This window comes from Alistipes sp. AM16-43, from assembly GCF_003435745.1.
Lineage (GTDB): Bacteria > Bacteroidota > Bacteroidia > Bacteroidales > Rikenellaceae > Alistipes > Alistipes onderdonkii.
This window is the reverse complement of the sequence record NZ_QTUQ01000002.1, coordinates 527102-545785: the sequence shown is the minus strand read 5'-3', so window position 1 is coordinate 545785 and position 18684 is coordinate 527102. Positions and strand designations below refer to the sequence as shown.

Sequence of the window (18684 nt, the reverse complement as noted above, 5' to 3'; positions counted from 1 at the left end):
CGGGGACGGGATGTTTACCGTCCCGGTGGAGAAATTTCACGCCCTGGCTGCACGCCTGAGGGCCGAGGGATTCGATTTTCTGCGCAGCCTGACGGGCATGGACTGGGGCGAAGAGGGGTTCGGGGCGGTCTACCACCTCGAAGCCACCGCGACGGGCGAGAACGTCGTGTTGCGGACGCTGACCCCCAGCCGCGAGAAGTGCGGGCTGCCTTCGGTCTGCGACCTGTGGAAGGCTGCGGAACTCAACGAGCGCGAAGTCTTCGACTATTTCGGCATCGGTTTCCTGAACCATCCCGACATGCGGCGCCTGTTCCTGCGCGACGACTGGGTGGGGTACCCCCTGCGTAAGGATTACGACCCGGGGCTCAACCCGTTGCGCATGACCAACGAAGTGTCGAAGGACAGCGCCCCGAGCTTCGAACTGACGGCGGACGGCAGCTTCATCCGCCACCGCAACGTCTTGTTCGAGGAGGACGAATATGTCATCAACATCGGCCCGCAGCACCCCGCCACGCACGGCGTGCTGCGTTTCCGCGTGTCGCTCGAAGGCGAGATCATCCGCAAGCTCGACGTGCATTGCGGTTACATCCACCGCGGCATCGAGAAGATGTGCGAAAGCCTGACCTACCCCCAGACGCTGGCGCTTACCGACCGCCTCGACTACCTCGGGGCGTCGCAGAACCGCCATGCGCTCTGCATGTGTATCGAGAAGGGGTTGGGTGTGGAGGTGTCCGAGCGCGTGCAGTACATCCGCACGATCATGGACGAGTTGCAGCGTATCGACTCGCACCTGCTGTTCTTTGCCTGCCTTTGCATGGATATGGGGGCCCTGACGGCCTTTTTCTATGGGTTCCGCGACCGTGAGAAGGTGCTCGACATTCTGGAGCAGACCACCGGCGGGCGCCTGATCCAGACTTATAATACGATCGGCGGCGTGCAGGCCGACATCCATCCCGATTTCGTACGGCGCGTGAAGGAGTTTATCGCCTACATGCGCCCGACGCTGCGCGAGTACCACGAGGTGTTCACGGGGAACGTCATCGCCCGGGAACGCCTGAAAGGCACCGGCGTGCTGACCCGCGAAGACGCCATCTCGTTCGGTGCCACGGGCGGTACGGGGCGTGCCTCGGGCTGGGCGTGCGACGTGCGCAAGCGCCACCCCTACGCCATGTACGGCAAGGTGGATTTCGAGGAAGTACTCTACGACGAGGGCGACTGTTTCGCTCGTTACATGGTGCGTATGCGTGAGATCGAACAGAGCATGAATATCATCGAACAGTTGATAGACAACATTCCGGAAGGCGAATACCAGTTGAAGATGAAGCCCGTGATCCGCATACCCGAAGGCAGTTACTACGCCGCCGTCGAGGGCAGCCGCGGGGAGTTCGGGGTCTTCATCGAGAGCCGCGGGGAGAAGTCGCCCTACCGCATGAAGTTCCGCTCGACGGGACTCCCGCTCGTGTCGTGCCTAGAAACCATTGCGCGGGGGACGAAGATCGCCGACCTGATCGCCATCGGCGGTACGCTGGACTACGTCGTGCCCGATATAGACAGGTAGCCGGATGTCGCTTCCGGGTTTATAAGCCCCTCCCCTTGAGGCGGGAGCGGGATAAAAAAGGAAAAACTTACAGATATGTTTGATTTTAGTATAGTAACGAGCTGGGTTCACGGGCTGCTCACGTCGCTGATGCCCGTGGGGCTGGCGGTCTTCCTGGAGTGCGTGATCGTCGGTGTCTGCCTGCTGCTGATGTACGCGGTGATCGCCATCCTGATGATCTTCATGGAGCGTAAGGTCTGCGCGGCGTTCCAGTGCCGCCTGGGGCCCGTGCGCGTGGGGCCGTGGGGTACGTTGCAGGTGATCTGCGACGTGTTCAAGATGCTCACCAAGGAGATCATCACCATCCGCCGCTCGGACAGGTTCCTCTACAACCTCGCGCCCTACATCGTCATCCTGGCGTCGGTGCTGGCTTTCGCCTGCCTGCCGGTGAACAAGGGGCTAGAGGTGCTGGACTTCAACGTGGGCGTCTTCTTCCTGATGGCGGCCTCGTCGATCGGCGTGGTCGGCATCCTGCTGGCGGGGTGGAGCTCCAACAATAAGTATTCGCTCATCGGCGCCATGCGAAGCGGTGCGCAGATGATCTCGTACGAGCTGTCGATCGGGCTGTCGATCCTGACGATCGTCGTGCTGACCGATACGATGCAGTTCTCGGAGATCGTCGCCCGCCAGGCCGACGGTTGGTTCATCTTCAAGGGGCATGTCCCGGCGCTGGTCGCCTTCGTGATCTACCTGATCGCGGGCAACGCCGAGGTCAACCGCGGGCCGTTCGACCTCCCGGAGGCCGAGTCGGAGCTGACGGCAGGGTACCACACCGAGTATTCGGGTATGCACTTCGGCCTGTTCTACGTCGCCGAGTTCGTCAACCTGTTCGTCGTTTCGGGCGTTGCGGCCACCATCTTCCTCGGGGGATGGATGCCGCTGCACATCCCCGGCTGGGAGGGCTTCAATGCCGCCATGGACTACATCCCCGGCTTCGTCTGGTTCTTCGGCAAGGCGTTCTTCGTGGTGTGGCTGCTGATGTGGATCAAATGGACGTTCCCGCGCCTGCGTATCGACCAGATACTGACGCTGGAATGGAAATACCTGGTGCCGATCGGGCTGGCAAACCTGCTGCTGATGGTCATCGTCGTCGTATTTAAACTGCATTTTTAGTCATGAGTAGCTATATTAAAGGACTTTTCCACGGGTTGGGAACCCTGCTGACGGGTATGAAGGTGACCGGGCGGGAGTTCTTCACCAAGAAGGTCACCGAGCAATACCCCGAGAACCGGGCCACGCTCAAGATGTTCGACCGTTTCTGCGGCGAGCTGACCATGCCCCACGATGCCGGGGGGAAGAACAAGTGCATCGCCTGCGGCCTCTGCCAGTCGGCATGTCCCAACGAAACCATCCGTATCACCACCGAGATGGTCACCGATCCCGAGACGGGCAAGTCGAAACGCCGCCTGGTGCTTTACCAGTACGACCTGGGGTCGTGCATGTTCTGCCATCTGTGCGTCAACGCCTGCCCGACGGGGGCTATCCGTTTCTCGACCGATTTCGAACACGCGGTATACACGCGCGGGAAGCTGGTCAAAACCCTGAACAAACAATAAGCCATGGAGATAACACTCGAATTAATCGTCTTTACGGTGTTGGCGGTCTTTACGGCCGTGAGTGCCGTGCTGGCCGTGACGACCAAGCGTATCCTGCGCGCGGCGACCTACCTGTTGTTCGTGCTGTTCGGTACGGCGGGCATCTATTTCCAGCTGAACTATTCGTTCCTGGGTGCCGTGCAGCTGCTGATCTATGCCGGCGGCATTACGGTGCTGTACGTATTCTCGATTCTGCTGACCTCGAGCCAGGGCGACAAGTCGGAGGACATAAAGGGCTACAAGCTGTTCGTGGGGCTGGCGGCGACGCTGCTGAGCCTCGGGGTATGCCTCTACGTGACGCTCCGGCACGATTTCATGCCGTCGCATTTCGTCCACGGCGAACTGGACGTGCAGACGATCGGCCACGCGCTGATGAGCAGCGGCAAATATGGCTACGTGCTGCCGTTCGAGGTCATCAGCATCCTGTTGCTGGCCTGCATCGTCGGCGGAATCCTCATCGCACGCAAACGCTAAAAAGAGTACGACTATGATACACATGGAATATTACCTCGTCCTCTCCACGATCATGATGTTTGTGGGAATCTACGGGTTCGTGACGCGCCGCAACCTGCTCGCGATGCTGATCTCCGTCGAGCTGATCCTCAATTCGGTCGACATCAATTTCGTCGTATTCAACCGCTTCCTGTTCCCCGAACAGCTGGAGGGATTCTTCTTCACGCTATTCGCCATCGGCATCAGCGCCGCCGAAACGGCCGTCGCAATCGCCATCATCATCAACATCTACCGGAACCTGCGCAACATCGGGGTGAAGAGCCTGCGGGAGATGAAGTGGTAACGATTCTGAAAAAACGATTGTTATGGAATATACGATCCTTATCCTGCTGCTGCCGCTGCTGAGCTTCCTCTTCCTGGGGCTGGCCGGCATGAAGCTCAAGCCCGTCGTCGCGGGCGCCATAGGCACGGCGGTGCTGGCTGTAGTGGCGTTGCTGAGCTATTGTACGGCGTTCGAGTATTTTTCCGCAGGGCGCGACGCCTCGGGGGTGTTCCCCACGCTCGTGCCGTGGAACACGGTATGGCTGCCGATCAGCCGGACGCTGCATATCGACCTGGGTATCCTGCTCGACCCGATTTCGGTGATGATGCTCGTGGTGATCTCGACCGTTTCGCTGATGGTACACGTCTACTCGCTGGGCTACATGAAGGGCGAGCGGGGGTTTCAGCGTTACTATGCCTTCCTGTCGTTGTTCACGATGAGCATGATGGGGCTGGTGGTGGCTACCAACATCTTCCAGATGTACCTTTTCTGGGAATTGGTGGGCGTAAGCTCCTACCTGCTCATCGGTTTCTATTACACGAAAAAGGAGGCCGTCGCGGCCTCGAAGAAGGCGTTTATCGTGACGCGCTTCGCCGACCTGGGGTTCCTCGTCGGCATCCTCTTCTACGGGTACTATGCCGGGACGTTCTCCTTCACGCCCGACGTGCAGCTGCTGGCTGCCGCCGGTGCGATGATCCCGCTGGCGCTGGGGCTGATGTTCATCGGCGGCGCGGGCAAGAGCGCGATGTTCCCGCTGCATATCTGGCTGCCCGACGCCATGGAGGGCCCGACGCCCGTGTCGGCGCTGATTCATGCCGCGACGATGGTCGTGGCGGGCGTCTACCTCGTGGCGCGCATGTTCCCGCTCTTTGTCGGCTATGCGCCCGAGGTGCTGCACTGGACGGCCTATATCGGGGCCTTTACGGCGCTGTACGCCGCCGTCGTGGCCTGCGTGCAGAGCGACATCAAGCGTGTGCTGGCGTTCAGTACCATTTCGCAGATCGGCTTCATGATCGTGGCGCTGGGCGTCTGCACCTCGGCTGATCCCCATACGGGCGGGCTGGGGTACATGGCCTCGATGTTCCACCTCTTCACGCACGCCATGTTCAAGGCGCTGCTGTTCCTCGGCGCCGGGTGCATCATCCATGCCGTGCACTCCAACGAAATGTCGGCCATGGGCGGCCTGCGCCGATACATGCCCGTGACGCATGCGACGTTCCTCGTGGCCTGCCTGGCCATCGCGGGCATCTGGCCCCTGAGCGGTTTCTTCTCGAAGGACGAGATCCTGACGGCGTGCTTCGCCTTCAGCCCCGTGATGGGGTGGGTGATGACCGGGATCGCCGGCCTGACGGCGTTCTACATGTTCCGCCTCTATTACAACATCTTCTGGGGACGCGAAAACCGCGAACTGCATGCGGCGCACAGGCCGCACGAGGCGCCGCTGACGATGACCCTGCCGTTGGTGTTCCTGGCCGCAGTGACCTGCGTGGCGGGGTTCATTCCTTTCGGGAAGCTGGTCAGCAGCGACGGGATGCCCTACACGATCCATATCGACCGCAGTGTGGCGGGCGTGAGCCTCTGTGTGGCTGCCGCGGCTATCGCGTTGGCGACGTGGATGTACCTGCGCGAGCGCCAGACGGCGGCCAATGCCCTGGCAGCGCGCTTCAGGGGACTGCATAAGGCGGCCTACCACCGTTTCTACATCGACGAGGTTTACCAGTTCGTTACCCACCGGGTGATCTTCGCCTGCATCTCGGCCCCGGTCGCATGGTTCGACCGCCATGTGGTGGACGGCCTGATGAACATGCTGGCGCGGGCGACCAACGGCGCGGCATACGTGATCCGCGACATGCAGAGCGGCAGCGTGCAGCGTTACTGCATCTGGTTCCTCGGCGGTGCGCTGGGACTTACGATCTTCTTGCTTTTAATCTGCTAAACTGTAGCTGTTATGAATATGTTATCACTGTTTCCCGCCATCCCGGTGCTGATGATGCTGGGGCTCTGGCTCTCGAAGTCCGCGCGGCAGGTGCGTGCCGTGATGGTGGCGGGTTCCTCGCTGCTGCTGGCACTGGCGGTGGTGCTGGTGTTCCGCTACCTCGGTCTGCGCGAGGCGGGCGAGCAGGCCGCCATGCTCTTTACCGAAAGCCATGTGTGGTATGCGCCGCTCAATATCCACTATGCCGTGGGGGTAGACGGCATTTCGGTCGCCATGCTGCTGCTGTCGGCCATCATCGTGTTTACGGGGACGTTCGCCTCGTGGCGGATGAAGGAGCAGGTCAAGGAGTATTTCCTCTGGTTCTGCCTGCTGAGCGTGGGCGTCTTCGGGTTCTTCGTTTCAGTCGACCTCTTCACGATGTTCATGTTCTACGAGGTGGCGCTGATTCCGATGTATCTCTTGATCGGCGTGTGGGGCAGCGGCCGCAAGGAGTATGCCGCCATGAAACTGACACTGATGCTCATGGGCGGTTCGGCGCTGCTGCTGATCGGCATCCTGGGCATCTACTTCGGTGCCGGAGCCACGACGATGAATATCCTGGAGATCGCGCAGCTGCATAACATTCCCCTGGCGCAGCAATATATCTGGTTCCCGCTGGTCTTCGTCGGATTCGGCGTGCTGGGCGCGCTGTTCCCCTTCCATACGTGGAGCCCCGACGGCCATGCTTCGGCGCCGACGGCCGTGTCGATGCTCCATGCCGGCGTGCTGATGAAGCTGGGCGGCTACGGCTGTTTCCGCGTGGCGATGTACCTCATGCCCGAAGCGGCGCACGAGCTGAGCTGGATATTCATCGTTCTGACGACGATCTCGGTCGTGTACGGCGCTTTTGCGGCCTGCGTGCAGACCGACCTCAAATACATCAACGCCTACTCGTCGGTGTCGCACTGCGGGCTGGTATTGTTCGCCATCCTGATGATGAACACCACGGCGGGTACGGGCGCTGTCCTGCAGATGCTGAGCCACGGCCTGATGACGGCGCTCTTCTTCGCGCTGATCGGCATGATCTACGGCCGCACGCATACGCGCGACGTGCGCGAACTGAGCGGGCTGATGAAGGTGATGCCCTTCCTGGCGGTGGGCTACGTCATCGCGGGCCTGGCGAACCTGGGCCTGCCCGGCCTGAGCGGGTTCGTCGCCGAGATGACGATCTTCAACGGCGCGTTCATGGACAACGACACGTTCCACCGTGTGGTGACGATCATCGCCTGCACGTCGATCGTCATCACGGCGGTCTACATCCTGCGGGTGGTCGGGAAGATACTCTACGGCACCTGTACCAACGAAGCGCATCTCAGGCTCTCCGACGCCACGTGGGACGAACGCCTGTCGGTCGTCTGCCTCGTCGTCGCCATCGCCGGCATGGGGCTCGCGCCGCTGTGGGTGAGCGACATGATCCGGGGCAGCGTTTCGGAGATCATTACACACTTAATGAATTAAGCGACTATGGATTACAGCAATATATTCTCGTACATGCAGGCCGAAGTGACGCTCATCGCGGTGATCGTCCTGCTGTTCCTCTATGACCTGATTGCCGGGGAGCGCGGAAGACGCTGGTTTTCGGCGGTGGCCTGCGGGCTGCTCGCGGTGCAGGTGCTGGCCAATGTCGTTCCGGGGACGGCCGGCGAGGTATTCGGCGGCATGTTCTGCTATGTGCCGATGCACACCGTCGTCAAGAGCGTGCTGGCCATCGGGGCGCTCATCGTCTGCCTGCAGGCCGGTACGTGGCTGCGGCGCGACGACACGGCCCACAAACAGGGCGAATTCTACATCCTGCTGCTTTCGACGCTGCTGGGCATGTATTTCATGGTCGGGGCGGGCAATTTCCTGCTCTTCTTCCTGGGCATGGAACTGGCTTCGGTGCCGATGGCCTGCCTGGTGGCGTTCGACAAGTACAAGCACCATTCGGCCGAAGCGGGTGCGAAATACATCCTCTGCGCCTTGTTCGCGAGCGGTCTGATGCTCTACGGCATCTCGTTCTTCTACGGGACTACGGGGACGCTCTACTTCGGCGATATGGCGGCGCGCATTACGGGGTCGCCGTTGCAGGTCATGGCGATGGTCTTCTTCTTCGCCGGGCTGGGGTTCAAGATTTCGCTCGTGCCGTTCCATCTCTGGACGGCTGATACCTACCAGGGTGCGCCGACGGCCGTGACTTCCTACCTCTCGGTCGTGTCGAAGGCCTCGGCGGCGTTCGTGCTGATGACCGTGCTGATGAAGGTCTTCGGCCCGATGGTCGGGCAGTGGCAGACATTGCTCTATGCCGTGACGATGCTTTCGATCACGGTTGCCAACCTCTTCGCCATCCGGCAGACAGACCTGAAGCGTTTCATGGCCTTCTCGTCCATCTCGCAGGCCGGGTATATCATGCTGGCCGTGATCGGCGGCAGTGCCATCGGGATGACTTCGCTCGTGTTCTACGTGCTGGTATACATGGCGGCCAACCTCGCCGTCTTCGGCATCATTTCGACCGTCGAACAGCATAGCGGCGGCAAGGTCGCGCTGGCGGATTACAACGGATTCTACCGCACCAATCCCAAGCTGGCGCTGATGATGACCCTGGCGCTCTTCTCGCTGGCGGGCATCCCGCCTTTTGCCGGGTTCTTTTCGAAGTTCTTCGTCTTCGCCGCGGCATTCAAGGGCGGTTTCCACCTGCTGGTGTTCATCGCGCTGGTCAATACGGTGGTTTCGCTCTATTACTACCTGCTGGTCGTGAAGGCGATGTACATTACGCCCAACGAAGAGCCGATCGCACCGCTGCGCAGCGACCGCTATACGCGCCTCAGCCTTGCGCTCTGCATGACAGGGGTCTTGCTGCTGGGTGTCTTCAGCGTGGTTTACGACAGTATCAACGTATTCTCGTTCGGGCTTTAGCCGGACGGGAATGGGTAAGGAGGGGGCACTTGCTAAAGCAAGTGCCCCCTCCTTTATTCGTGCGGTCTTCCGCGGTGCTTTTGGGAATGTGCATTCCGAAGTCGGGAAGTTTGCCGCCCGTCTTCCCGTTTGCAGGGCGGCGGTTTTTCAGCCCTCGGTTTCCCGTTCGAGGCCGAGCAGGTAGGCCTTGGCCTCCAGTCCGCCCGCATAGCCGACCAAAGCGCCGCCGCTGCCAACCACGCGGTGGCAGGCGACGACGATGGCGATTCAGGGTATGGCGGTTTAAAGGTGTTCGAGCGTGTATTCGATCATCTTCTGCCGGACATTGGCCGTGTCGTCGGGCTGCATCGAATGGTTCTGGTCGGGGTAGACCATCATGTCGTACTGCTTGCCGCAGCGGTTCAGGGCGCGCGCCATCTCCACGCTGTTCTGGAAATGAACGTTGTCGTCGGCCGTGCCGTGGATGATGAGCAGTCGGGTCTTGGTGTCGTCGAGCATCCGGGCGAAGTTGATCGGGGAGTTGTCGTCGTAGCCTGCGGCGTTGTACTGCGGCAGGTTGTTGTAGATTTCGGTGTAGATCGAGTCGTAGTAGCGCCACGAAGTGACGGGAGCCACGGCGATCGCCATGCGGAATAGTCCGTGGCCTTTCATCGCGCAGCCCAGTGCCATGAACCCGCCGTACGACCAGCCGTAGATGCCGATGCGCGCAGGGTCGACGTAGGGCTGCGCGGCCATGTAGCGGGCGAACGAGAGCTGGTCTTCGACCTCCTGCGCTCCGAGGCGCCCGTAGGTCGATTTCTTGAACTTCTCGCCCCGGAACCCGGTGCCCCGGCCGTCGGCGCAGACTACGATGTAGCCTTTGTCCGTGAGCGCATCCTCCCAGTCGAGCGACCAGCGGTCGCTTACCGACTGCGAGCCGGGCCCCGAATACTGGGTCAGCAGCACGGGGTAGCGCTGCGAGGGATCGAAGCCGCGGGGCTTGACGATGTAGGCATTGAGCGTGTCGCCGCGCTCGGTCGTGAAGGTGAAGAACTCCCGGACGGGGCGCTGTACGACCGCCAGCTCTTCGCGGAGTTTGCGGCTGTCGGCCAGCGTGCGGATGGGGTTGCCTTCGTTGTCGCAGACCTCGACCCGGTTGGGGGTCGTGGCGTTGGAGAAGGTCGAGATGTAGTATTTCATCCCGGCGCTCGGGGCGATGGCGTAGTAGCCTTCGCCGGTCGTCAGGCGGCGCTTGTCCTTGCCGTCGAGCCGTACGCTGTACAGGTTGCGGCGCAGCGGAGAGGTTTCGGTCGAGAGGTACCAGACCCGTTTGCCGTCGGTGCCGACCACGTCGGTCACCTCCCAGTCGCCTTTGGTTACCTGGGCGAGCAAACCCTTGCGGATGCTGTAAAGGTAGAGGTGCATGTAGCCCGTGTGTCCCTCCTGCCGTACGAGGAAGCGGTCGCCGTCGATGAAGGTAATGGTCTTGTCATCCACGCGCTCGACGTATTGCTGCGAGCGTTCGTCGTAGATCGTGCGCTGGGCGCCGTTGGGCTCGCAGAGGATCACCTCGAAGGTATTCTGGCGGCGGTTGAGGCGGAAAAAGTAAAGCCGTCCGTCGGGTGTCCAGCCGATACGGGGAATGTACTGGTCGGTCACGCCGCCCGTGTCGATGCGCTCCCGTGTCCCGGTCGCAAGGTCGCAGACCCACACTTCGACCGTCGAATTTCGCTCCCCGGCCTTGGGGTATTTGAACGAGTAGGCCTGGTTGTAGAGCTTGCCGTCGAAGCGCATCATTTCCATCAGGGGCACTTCCGATTCGTCGAAACGCAGGTAGGCGATGCGGCGGCTGTCGGGCGAGAAGGCATAGGCTCTGGTGAAGCCGAACTCCTCCTCGTAGACCCAGTCCGTGGTGCCGTTGATGACCGAGTTCCACGCCCCGTCGTCGGTGATGCGGCGCGTGCGCTTGCCCGCGGTATCGTAGACATAGAGGTCGTTGCGGTCGGAATAGGCGATCAGCTTGCCGTCGGGCGAGAACGAGGCGTCGCGCGGGGCTTCGGCCTCGCGGAGTATGGGCATCAGACTGTTGCCCGAGGCCAGGAAATAATCGGTCGTGTAGGAATGGCGGTAGATCGGCCTGGCGCCCGAGGCGATGAGTATCTGCCGTTCGTCGGGCGAGAAGGCGTAGTCCGTGACGACGAGGTTGGCCGTCGGCTTGGGGAGCATCTGCTCGCCCTGCCCCGCCGCGGCGTAGCCGTAACGGACGATGTTGTTGCCTTCGAGGATGGTATAGTGTTCGCCATCGGCCATCGAGCGGATGCCGCGGACGGTTTCGTTCATCGAGCGCAGGCGTGCGATCTCGGCATATTCGCCCCGAGCCTGTACCGTACCTGTGCCGACCGCTGCGGCTGCGAGGAGTGTGAAAAGTTGTGCCTTCACGTGGGAATCGGGTTTAAATGTCCTCTACTTCGAAATCGTAGCCGAGGCGTTTGCCCGTGACGAATTTCGAGTTGTCCATCTTGGTGTTGAACTGGTCGACCGTCACGCGTTTGTTGTCCTCGTAGGGCGGCATCAGCAGGTCGAAGTTCAGGGCGAACCAGATCGCCGGTTCGAGGATGCCGATCAGGGCTTCGCGGTCGATCTCGGCCTTGCCGAAGTTCATCGCCCGCATCGAGGTCTGCTGTTTGCCCTCGACGAAATAGCGGCGCTCGCGGTTGATGAAGATACGCCCGATGAGGTATCCCTCGTCGGCGTTGCGGTTGAACTTGAACGAGTCGGAGAGGAAATTGTAGATGTTGATCAGGCCGCAGTAGGAATTTTCGCGGTCGGACTGTACGTAGGGGTTCTGCCAGATCAGGTGGTTGGCGTCGAATTCGAAGACGTCGGTGTGCATCTGGAAAATGAGGATGTCGTTGGCCACCTGCAGCTGCGCCTCGAATTTTCCGCGGTCGCGGTATTCGAGCCTGACGCGGCGGTCGAGCTTGCCGTCGAGTTCGTCGTCCATCTCCGATGCCATTTCGAACAGCGTTTCCTTCAGTTCGTTGAAGGCTGCGAAGGTGTTGTCGAAGACCCGTTGCTTGAGGGTCGACTTGCGGATGATCGTATCCAGGATCTTGCTCCTGAGCGGTGTCGTTTCCATGCTATGCTGTTTTTATTTTATGCGTATCTGTTGCCCCTTTTCGAGCGTGCTGCCGGGCTTGAGGCGGTTGAGTTTTTCGATCGAACGGGTGCGGATGGCGTAGGACTGGCCTACGGCATAGGCCGTTTCGCCCTGGCGGCAGATGTGGGTGTGGGCATTGCCCTCCCAGCGCTTCTTTTTGCGCTCGATGTAGACCACCTCGCCGGTCAGCGGCTGTGCCTTCTTGTCTTTCAGGTCGTTGAATTTACGCAGGTTGCGAGCCGAAATGCGGAACTTCTGCCCGATATTTTCGAACGTGTCGCCCTCCTTGGCCAGCACGTAGTGTACGCCGTTGGTCTGGTAGACGTTGTAGCCGTTGTGGGCGTTGATCGTCACGCGGTAGTTGTCCGGGTCGATGGCCGGCGAAGCTCCTGCGGCCGGTTCGACGCTGCTCTGGTCGGCGAACCACCCTTCGGGGTCGGTTACCTTGCGTCCCATGCGCGAGGCGTAGAGCCGCTCGCCGTCGGGCCGGTCGAGCAGGTAGAGCTGGTTCTCCTCGATGATGCGCGTGAGCCGTTGCGCGTAGTCGGGTGCCGTGGCGTAGCCGGCGGCTTTGAGCCCCCGCGCCCAGCTCTTGTAATCGTCGGACGAGTAGGCGAACAGCGAGTCGTAGCGCGGCTGCGAATCGAGAAATTCGGCATGATCCCTGTACGACGCCTCGACCGAGGGGTAGCTGCGGAAGCACTCCCCCTTGGCGTCGTCGTCGTAATAGACCTTGTCGCCCGTCCAGTTGCGTTTGCACTTGATGCCGAAATGGTTGTTCGATTGCAGCGACAGCCAGCTGTTGCCGCAGTCGGACTCGAGGATGCCCTGCGCCATGGTGATGCTGGCGGGGATGCCGTACCGCTCCATGTGGGCCACGGCGATGGATTTGTAGCGGTCGATATATTCCTCGCGGGTCTGCCGCACCTGTGCCGGGAGGCTTTGTACGACTATCAAAAGGATTCCTGCGAGCGATATTGCTTTTTTGGAAAAATTCATTATCTTTGTTTAATCTTTACGGACAAAGGTATGATTTTCCCACGAGAATTACAATATAAAATGCACTGCTGAGCTATGTTTACCGAAACCGCAAACAAGATCTTCAACCGCGCCATCGGGGATTACCATCGGTGGGACGATGTGGATCATCCGATCGAAAATCCCTATGAGCCGGGTTCGCTCGAACACCTGTTATACCATAAAAACTGGATCGACACCGTGCAGTGGCACCTGGAGGATATCATCCGCGACCCGCAGATCGACCCCGTGGCCGCACTGGCCATCAAGCGCCGTATCGACAAGTCGAACCAGGATCGTACCGATATGGTGGAATATATCGACTCGTACCTGCTCGATAAATACAAGGACGTGGAACCCCGGCCCGACGCCAGGCTCAATACCGAGACCCCGGCGTGGGCGATCGACCGTCTGTCGATCCTGGCGCTGAAGATTTACCACATGGCATGCGAAGCCGAGCGTACGGACGTCGGCGATGCCCACCGCGCGGCGTGCCGCAAGAAACTCGACGTGTTGCTGGCGCAGCAGGTCGACCTTTCGGGGGCGATCGAAGAGCTGATCGGGGATATCGAGGCCGGCCGCAAGTATATGAAGACCTATAAGCAGATGAAGATGTATAACGACCCGGCGTTGAACCCGGTGCTTTATGGGCAGAAAAAATAAGAGACTTCCGCGTCATCTGGTCGTTTTCCGGACTTCGGCGATGGGGGATGTGGCGATGCTGGCGCATGCGCTGCGGGCCTTGAAGGAGGCCTATCCCGACCTGAGGGTGACGGTAGCGACAAGACCCGTGTTTCGAGCCTTTTTTACAGGGCTCGATCTCGGTTTTATGGATGTAGATATCAAGGGTGTGCACCACTCCCTGCGGGGAATGTGGCGCCTGGCCGCCGATGCGCGGCGCCTGGGGGTGGATGCCGTGGCCGACGTGCACGGCGTGCTGCGTTCGGTGATGTTCCGCACCGCCCTGTGGCTGCGCGGAGTCCCCGTGGCGGCCATCGAGAAGGGGCGCGAGGAGAAAAAGGAGTTTATCCGCAAGGGCGGCCGCGGCGTGAAGCCCGCCAAGCATACCGTCGTCCGCTATTGCGATGTGTTCCGCAAACTGGGGTTCGTGTTCGACGACCCCGTGCCGGCCCTGCGGGGCTGCCGTTCCAACCCGATGGGGGAGAAGACGGGTACCTGGATCGGCTTCTCGCCTTTTTCGGCGCAGCAGGGGAAAACCTATCCCACGGAGCTCGGGCGGGAGGCGGTGCGCCTGTTGGCCGAACGCTACGAGCGGGTGTTCATACACAGCGGAGGCGGAGCCGAAGCGGAGTTCGCACGGGAAATGGAGCGTGCGTACCCCAATGTGACGGCATTGTTCGGACGGGTCGGGATGGACGGCGAATTAGACCTGATCGCCAACCTGGACTGCGTGGTGGCGATGGACTCGCTCGTCATGCACATGGCCTCGCTCGTGGCGACGCCCGTAGTGTCGGTATGGGGTGCTACCCATCCCGGACTGGGGTTCTTCGGCTATGGTTGCGACCCGCGCGGCATCCTGCAGGCTGATATGGAATGCCGTCCCTGTTCGGTCTTCGGGAACAAGCCGTGCCGTTACGGGGATTACCGCTGCCTGTATGCCGTGACGCCCGCCATGATTGCGGAGCGGGTGGCCGAAATGGTCGGTAAATAGGTTTGCTGTGGATATGCAAACAGCCCTCCGGATCCGGAGGGCTGTTTTTTTGTGACGTTTGCGGGGGGGGGCTGTGCCGGGCACTTTTCAGGACTGTCCCTTTATTTCCGCGGACGGGCGACGATGCCGTTCGGTACGGCGCGTTCGCCGGCATGGTCGAAGCGGCGGTTGTCGCTGGGGTGGCTGACCACCCCTTCCTGTGCTGTCCAGAGTGCCGAAGAACCGCCGCCGTCGAGGTTGAGGGCGTCCGTGAGCCCCAACAGGCGGGCGATGTAAGCCGTTTCGGCGATCGTAGCGCCGGCAGCCTGGCCTTTGGCGCGGCCGTCGATCACGGCCATCACCACCTCGCCGTTCGGGCGCTTGCCGATCAGCGAACGCGGGTGGCGGTGGGTATAGAAGCTGTCGCCGGAGTCGTATTCGATGATCTTGCCTCCGCTGACCAGCAGGGGCCCGGCTGCGAGCGCCGCGCGGTAGCGGCGGGCTATGCGGGGGTATTGGGTGGTGTCGCAGGCGAAAATGGCGACGTCGTGCCCCTGTTTGTCCCGGATGGCGATGATGCCGTTGGTGCGCATGAGTTCGCCGGGTGTCGTGCGGCCCAATACCCGGCAGTCGACCATCACGAAGGTGATGGGCGTAAAGGTTTTCATGTTGAAATAGCTGCCGTTGATGGCTGCTGTGGCGTCGGCGGCTTCGCCCATGCGGCCCGTGGTTTCACCCTTGCCGTCGAGCTGTACGATCTGCGTGGCGAAGTGCCGCACGGGGTAGCTGACGACCGAGATGCTCTGCCGCGAGCCGAACATTTCGACCTGGGCGTGGCGGCACGCGGCACCCCGGCCGAGGTCGGTGGTATGCCAGTCGGCGGTGACGAAGGCGATGGAGTCGCCGGGCGTCTGTGCCGCGGCCGGGAGGGTGAACAGGAGCAGCAGGGCTGCGAAGAGTATTCTGGCCATAGTTGCAGTGTGGTTGACGGATGCAAATTTAACGAATAAAACCTATTTGGACAAGCCGTTTCCCGGAACTGTTTGCGGGGCCGCCCTCCGGCAAATGAAACGCGCCCTCCGGGATTGCGGAAGGCGCGTGTGACCGCAGGGGGCTGCGGCTATTCGTTGGCTTTGGTGTAGACGGCGCCATTGCCCTCTACCGTCAGCGTATAGATACCGTCGGCATCCTTGGCGATGGTGGCCGTTTCGGTGAATTCGATCGGGGAGCCCGACCCTTCGCTCACGCCCTTGAGCAGGATTTTGCCGGCTTCGCCCTGCAATTCCCACGACGCGTAGCGCAGCGTGGCCATGTTGATCGACTGCGCCTCTCCTTCGACCATGATCCGGATGCCCATGACACCGTCGGGGTCGATCGGGTCGGGCATCGTCCAATTTCCGACGGCCTCGGCATAGGTGGGGTCGGTAGACACTTTCGAGGCGGCCGCGCCCTCTTCGAGTTTGCCGCTGTAATTGACCGTGACGGGCGCTCCCAGCAGCAGGCCGTTGGCCTCGCTCTTGTCGGCGTCCATGGTCGAGAAGGTGAATGTCCCCTCGGCGTTTTCGACGGTTACGGTGTTCATCGACGCATCGGTGATGGTGCCGGTGAAGCTCTTGGGGGTGTTGTCGTTGCAGGCTGCCAGGCCGCACAGGGCGATGGCCGCGACCATGATTTTCATGCGTTTCATCGTTCGTATGGTATTTTAAAGGTTTAACGTTTTCGGATATATTCGTCGATGGCCTTTGCCGCCGTGCGGCCGGCACCCATTGCCAGGATTACCGTGGCGGCTCCCGTCACGGCGTCGCCGCCCGCGAAAACCCCTTCGCGTGATGTGGCGCCGTGTTCGTCGGCGGTGATGCAGCCGCGCCGGTTGGTTTCGAGCCCTGCGGTCGTGGCGGCCAGCAGCGGATTGGGCGAGGTGCCCAGTGCCATGATGACTACGTCGCAGGCGATCCCGAACTCCGAGCCGGCCTTTACGACGGGCGAACGGCGGCCGCTTTCGTCGGGTTCGCCCAGCTCCATCTCCACGCACCGGATGCCGGTCACCCAGCCGCGCTCGTCGCCGAGCACCTCGGTGGGGTTGGTGAGCATCCTGAAGCAGATGCCCTCCTCCTTGGCATGGTGCACCTCTTCGGCGCGTGCCGGGAGTTCCTTCTCGCTGCGGCGGTATACGATCGTCGCCTCGGCGCCCAGCCGCTTGGCCGTGCGTACGGCATCCATCGCCACGTTGCCTCCGCCGACCACCACCACCCGTTTGCCGACATAGATCGGGGTGTCGTAGTCCCGGTCGTAAGCGTGCATCAGGTTGGCGCGTGTGAGGAATTCGTTGGCCGAAACCACGCCGTTGAGGTTCTCGCCCGGGATACCCATGAAGCGGGGCAGCCCGGCACCCGAGCCGATGAACACGGCGGCGTAGCCCTCTTCGTCCAGCAGCGAGTCGATGGTCACGGTACGGCCGACGATGACGTCGGTCTCGATCTCTACGCCCAGTTTTTCGACCTCGGCGATTTCGCGGGCTACGATACGCTCCTTCGGAAGCCGGAACTCGGGGATGCCGTAGACCAGTACGCCGCCCGCCTTGTGCAGCGCCTCGAAGATTTTCACTCCGTAGCCCAGTTTCGCAAGGTCGCTTGCGCAGGCCAGCCCGGCCGGGCCGCTGCCGATGACGGCGACCTTGTGCCCGTTGCGGGGTGCGGCCTGTGCCGCGGCGGCGCCGTGTTCGAGCTTCCAGTCGCCGATGAAGCGTTCGAGTTTGCCGATGGCGACCGGTTCGCCTTTGATGCCCAGGATACAGGAGCCTTCGCACTGGCTCTCCTGCGGGCAGACACGGCCGCAGATCGAGGGCAGCGAACTGTCACCGGCGATGATGTCGGCGGCCTGCTGTAAATCACCGGTATGCAGGGCACCGATGAAGTCGGGGATGCGGATGCTGACGGGGCAGGCTGCCACGCAGCGGGGGTTCTTGCAGTGCAGGCAGCGCGATGCTTCCAGCCTTGCTTCGTCGAGGTCGTAGCCATAGCAGACCTCTTCGAAATTGGTCGCTCGGATTTGCGGGTCTTGTTCGCGCACGGGGACGCGCGGTATCTTGTTTGCCATTGTCGTGTATACTTTGGGGATTTCCGGGGTGTGCGTCCCGGACAATGTCTATTTATCCAGTCCTATTTTACATTGGTGCCCGGCGGCGCGTTCGGCCTCGATGGCCGCGGCGCGCTGTTCCTGCGTGCGGTACATGCCCTGCCGGCGCATGGCTTCGTCGAAATCGACCTCGTGGCCGTCGAACTCGGGGCCTTCGACGCAGGTGAAACGCGTCCTGCCGCCGACCGTCACGCGGCAGGCGCCGCACATGCCCGTGCCGTCGACCATCAGCGCGTTGAGCGACACGGTTGTCCTGAGCCCGTATTTTTTCGTGGTGAGCGCCACGAATTTCATCATGACCATGGGCCCGATGGCGACACATTCGTCGTAATGCCGGCCCTGTTTTTCGACCAGCTCCTCGACGACCTGCGTGACGAGCCCCTTGAACCCTTCCGAACCGTCGTCGGTGGCGATGTAGAGGTTTTCGGCTACGGCACGCATGGCGTTGGTATAGATGAGCATGTCGCGGGTCTTGGCGCCGATGATGACATCGGCCGCGACGCCGTGCTCGCGGAGCCATTTGACCTGGGGGTAGACCGGGGCGGTGCCCACGCCGCCCGCTACGAAGAGGTAGTGCCGCCTGCGGAGCTCGCCGGGCTGCATCGTTACGAATTCCGAGGGGTGTCCCAGCGGGCCTGCGAAATCGGCGAAGGCATCGCCCGCATCCAGCGAGCATATTTTGCGTGTCGAGGCGCCGATGGCCTGCGTCACGATGGTGACGCTGCCCTGCGCGGGGTCGAAGTCCGAGATCGTGAGCGGGATGCGTTCGCCGTGTTCGTCGACGCGGACGATGACGAACTGCCCGGGTTGCGCCGAATGTGCGACGCGCGGTGCGAGGACTTGCATCAGCCAGATGCCCTCGGCGAGGAGTCTTTTTTCAAGTATCGGGTACATTACTATATTTTTTC

General features: G+C 61.5%; 18 protein-coding genes. 10 read left to right on the top strand and 8 right to left on the bottom strand.

The genetic code is table 11. From position 1 onward, the window contains the following. Positions 1 to 10: 10 nt before the first annotated feature. The 8 genes from DW189_RS05450 to DW189_RS05415 all read left to right on the top strand — a co-directional run bounded on the left by DW189_RS05450 (position 11) and on the right by DW189_RS05415 (position 8834). Positions 11 to 1558: an NADH-quinone oxidoreductase subunit C gene (locus DW189_RS05450; protein WP_181969295.1), complete on the top strand. Its 1548-nt coding sequence runs from the start codon at positions 11 to 13 to the stop codon at positions 1556 to 1558. Between the two features lie 75 nt (positions 1559 to 1633). Further along, positions 1634 to 2710: an NADH-quinone oxidoreductase subunit NuoH gene (nuoH, locus tag DW189_RS05445; RefSeq protein WP_022331857.1), complete on the top strand. Its 1077-nt coding sequence runs from the start codon at positions 1634 to 1636 to the stop codon at positions 2708 to 2710. A gap of 2 nt (positions 2711 to 2712) precedes the next feature. Beyond that, a complete protein-coding gene (locus DW189_RS05440; protein ID WP_026318161.1) occupies positions 2713 to 3153 on the top strand; it encodes a NuoI/complex I 23 kDa subunit family protein in 441 nt (146 codons plus the stop codon). A gap of 3 nt (positions 3154 to 3156) precedes the next feature. Further along, positions 3157 to 3666, top strand: coding sequence for an NADH-quinone oxidoreductase subunit J (locus DW189_RS05435; protein WP_018694688.1), 510 nt, complete (start codon positions 3157 to 3159; stop codon positions 3664 to 3666). A 13-nt stretch (positions 3667 to 3679) separates the two neighbouring features. Further along, on the top strand, positions 3680 to 3988 hold the full coding sequence (gene nuoK / locus DW189_RS05430; RefSeq protein WP_022331855.1) for an NADH-quinone oxidoreductase subunit NuoK: 309 nt from the start codon (positions 3680 to 3682) through the stop codon (positions 3986 to 3988). Between the two features lie 22 nt (positions 3989 to 4010). Then, positions 4011 to 5903, top strand: coding sequence for an NADH-quinone oxidoreductase subunit L (gene nuoL, locus DW189_RS05425; protein WP_117507126.1), 1893 nt, complete (start codon positions 4011 to 4013; stop codon positions 5901 to 5903). A 12-nt stretch (positions 5904 to 5915) separates the two neighbouring features. Continuing rightward, positions 5916 to 7400 carry a NuoM family protein gene (locus DW189_RS05420; RefSeq protein ID WP_022331851.1) on the top strand — a complete coding sequence of 495 codons (1485 nt, stop codon included), beginning with the start codon at positions 5916 to 5918 and terminating at the stop codon, positions 7398 to 7400. A gap of 6 nt (positions 7401 to 7406) precedes the next feature. After that, positions 7407 to 8834, top strand: a complete 1428-nt coding sequence (locus DW189_RS05415; protein WP_117507125.1) for an NADH-quinone oxidoreductase subunit N — start codon at positions 7407 to 7409, stop codon at positions 8832 to 8834. 147 nt (positions 8835 to 8981) lie between these two features. On the opposite strand, the gene DW189_RS05410 is transcribed toward DW189_RS05415, so the two are convergent. From DW189_RS05410 to DW189_RS05395, 4 genes are read right to left on the bottom strand one after another with little or no spacing between them, the layout of a single operon-like run. Next, positions 8982 to 9095, bottom strand: coding sequence for an MGMT family protein (locus DW189_RS05410; RefSeq protein WP_390613129.1), 114 nt, complete (start codon positions 9093 to 9095; stop codon positions 8982 to 8984). Positions 9096 to 9116: 21 nt separating this feature from the next. After that, on the bottom strand, positions 9117 to 11252 hold the full coding sequence (locus DW189_RS05405; protein WP_117507124.1) for a S9 family peptidase: 2136 nt from the start codon (positions 11250 to 11252) through the stop codon (positions 9117 to 9119). A gap of 13 nt (positions 11253 to 11265) precedes the next feature. Continuing rightward, the gene (locus DW189_RS05400) at positions 11266 to 11952 is read right to left on the bottom strand and encodes a hypothetical protein (RefSeq protein ID WP_022332002.1); all 687 of its coding nucleotides are present in this window, start codon (positions 11950 to 11952) and stop codon (positions 11266 to 11268) included. A gap of 12 nt (positions 11953 to 11964) precedes the next feature. Continuing rightward, positions 11965 to 12972 (bottom strand): glucosaminidase domain-containing protein, encoded by a 1008-nt coding sequence (locus tag DW189_RS05395; RefSeq protein WP_022332001.1) that lies wholly within the window; start codon positions 12970 to 12972, stop codon positions 11965 to 11967. A 75-nt stretch (positions 12973 to 13047) separates the two neighbouring features. Here DW189_RS05395 and DW189_RS05390 point away from each other — a divergent pair, with 75 nt between their 5' ends. Both DW189_RS05390 and DW189_RS05385 read left to right on the top strand, forming a co-directional pair. Then, positions 13048 to 13653, top strand: coding sequence for a DUF4254 domain-containing protein (locus DW189_RS05390; RefSeq protein ID WP_022332000.1), 606 nt, complete (start codon positions 13048 to 13050; stop codon positions 13651 to 13653). Next, on the top strand, positions 13637 to 14662 hold the full coding sequence (locus DW189_RS05385; RefSeq protein ID WP_117507123.1) for a glycosyltransferase family 9 protein: 1026 nt from the start codon (positions 13637 to 13639) through the stop codon (positions 14660 to 14662). Before DW189_RS05390 ends, DW189_RS05385 begins: the two co-directional genes overlap by 17 nt. A 101-nt stretch (positions 14663 to 14763) precedes the next feature. On the opposite strand, the gene DW189_RS05380 is transcribed toward DW189_RS05385, so the two are convergent. From DW189_RS05380 to DW189_RS05365, 4 genes are all read right to left on the bottom strand, one after another. Further along, positions 14764 to 15612 carry a phosphodiester glycosidase family protein gene (locus DW189_RS05380; protein WP_117507122.1) on the bottom strand — a complete coding sequence of 283 codons (849 nt, stop codon included), beginning with the start codon at positions 15610 to 15612 and terminating at the stop codon, positions 14764 to 14766. A gap of 149 nt (positions 15613 to 15761) precedes the next feature. Next, on the bottom strand, positions 15762 to 16328 hold the full coding sequence (locus DW189_RS05375; protein ID WP_117507121.1) for a lipocalin family protein: 567 nt from the start codon (positions 16326 to 16328) through the stop codon (positions 15762 to 15764). A 23-nt stretch (positions 16329 to 16351) separates the two neighbouring features. Next, positions 16352 to 17737 carry an NADPH-dependent glutamate synthase gene (gltA, locus tag DW189_RS05370; RefSeq protein ID WP_117507120.1) on the bottom strand — a complete coding sequence of 462 codons (1386 nt, stop codon included), beginning with the start codon at positions 17735 to 17737 and terminating at the stop codon, positions 16352 to 16354. A 48-nt stretch (positions 17738 to 17785) separates the two neighbouring features. Beyond that, positions 17786 to 18670, bottom strand: coding sequence for a sulfide/dihydroorotate dehydrogenase-like FAD/NAD-binding protein (locus DW189_RS05365; RefSeq protein ID WP_022331995.1), 885 nt, complete (start codon positions 18668 to 18670; stop codon positions 17786 to 17788). Between the last annotated feature and the right edge of the window lie 14 nt (positions 18671 to 18684).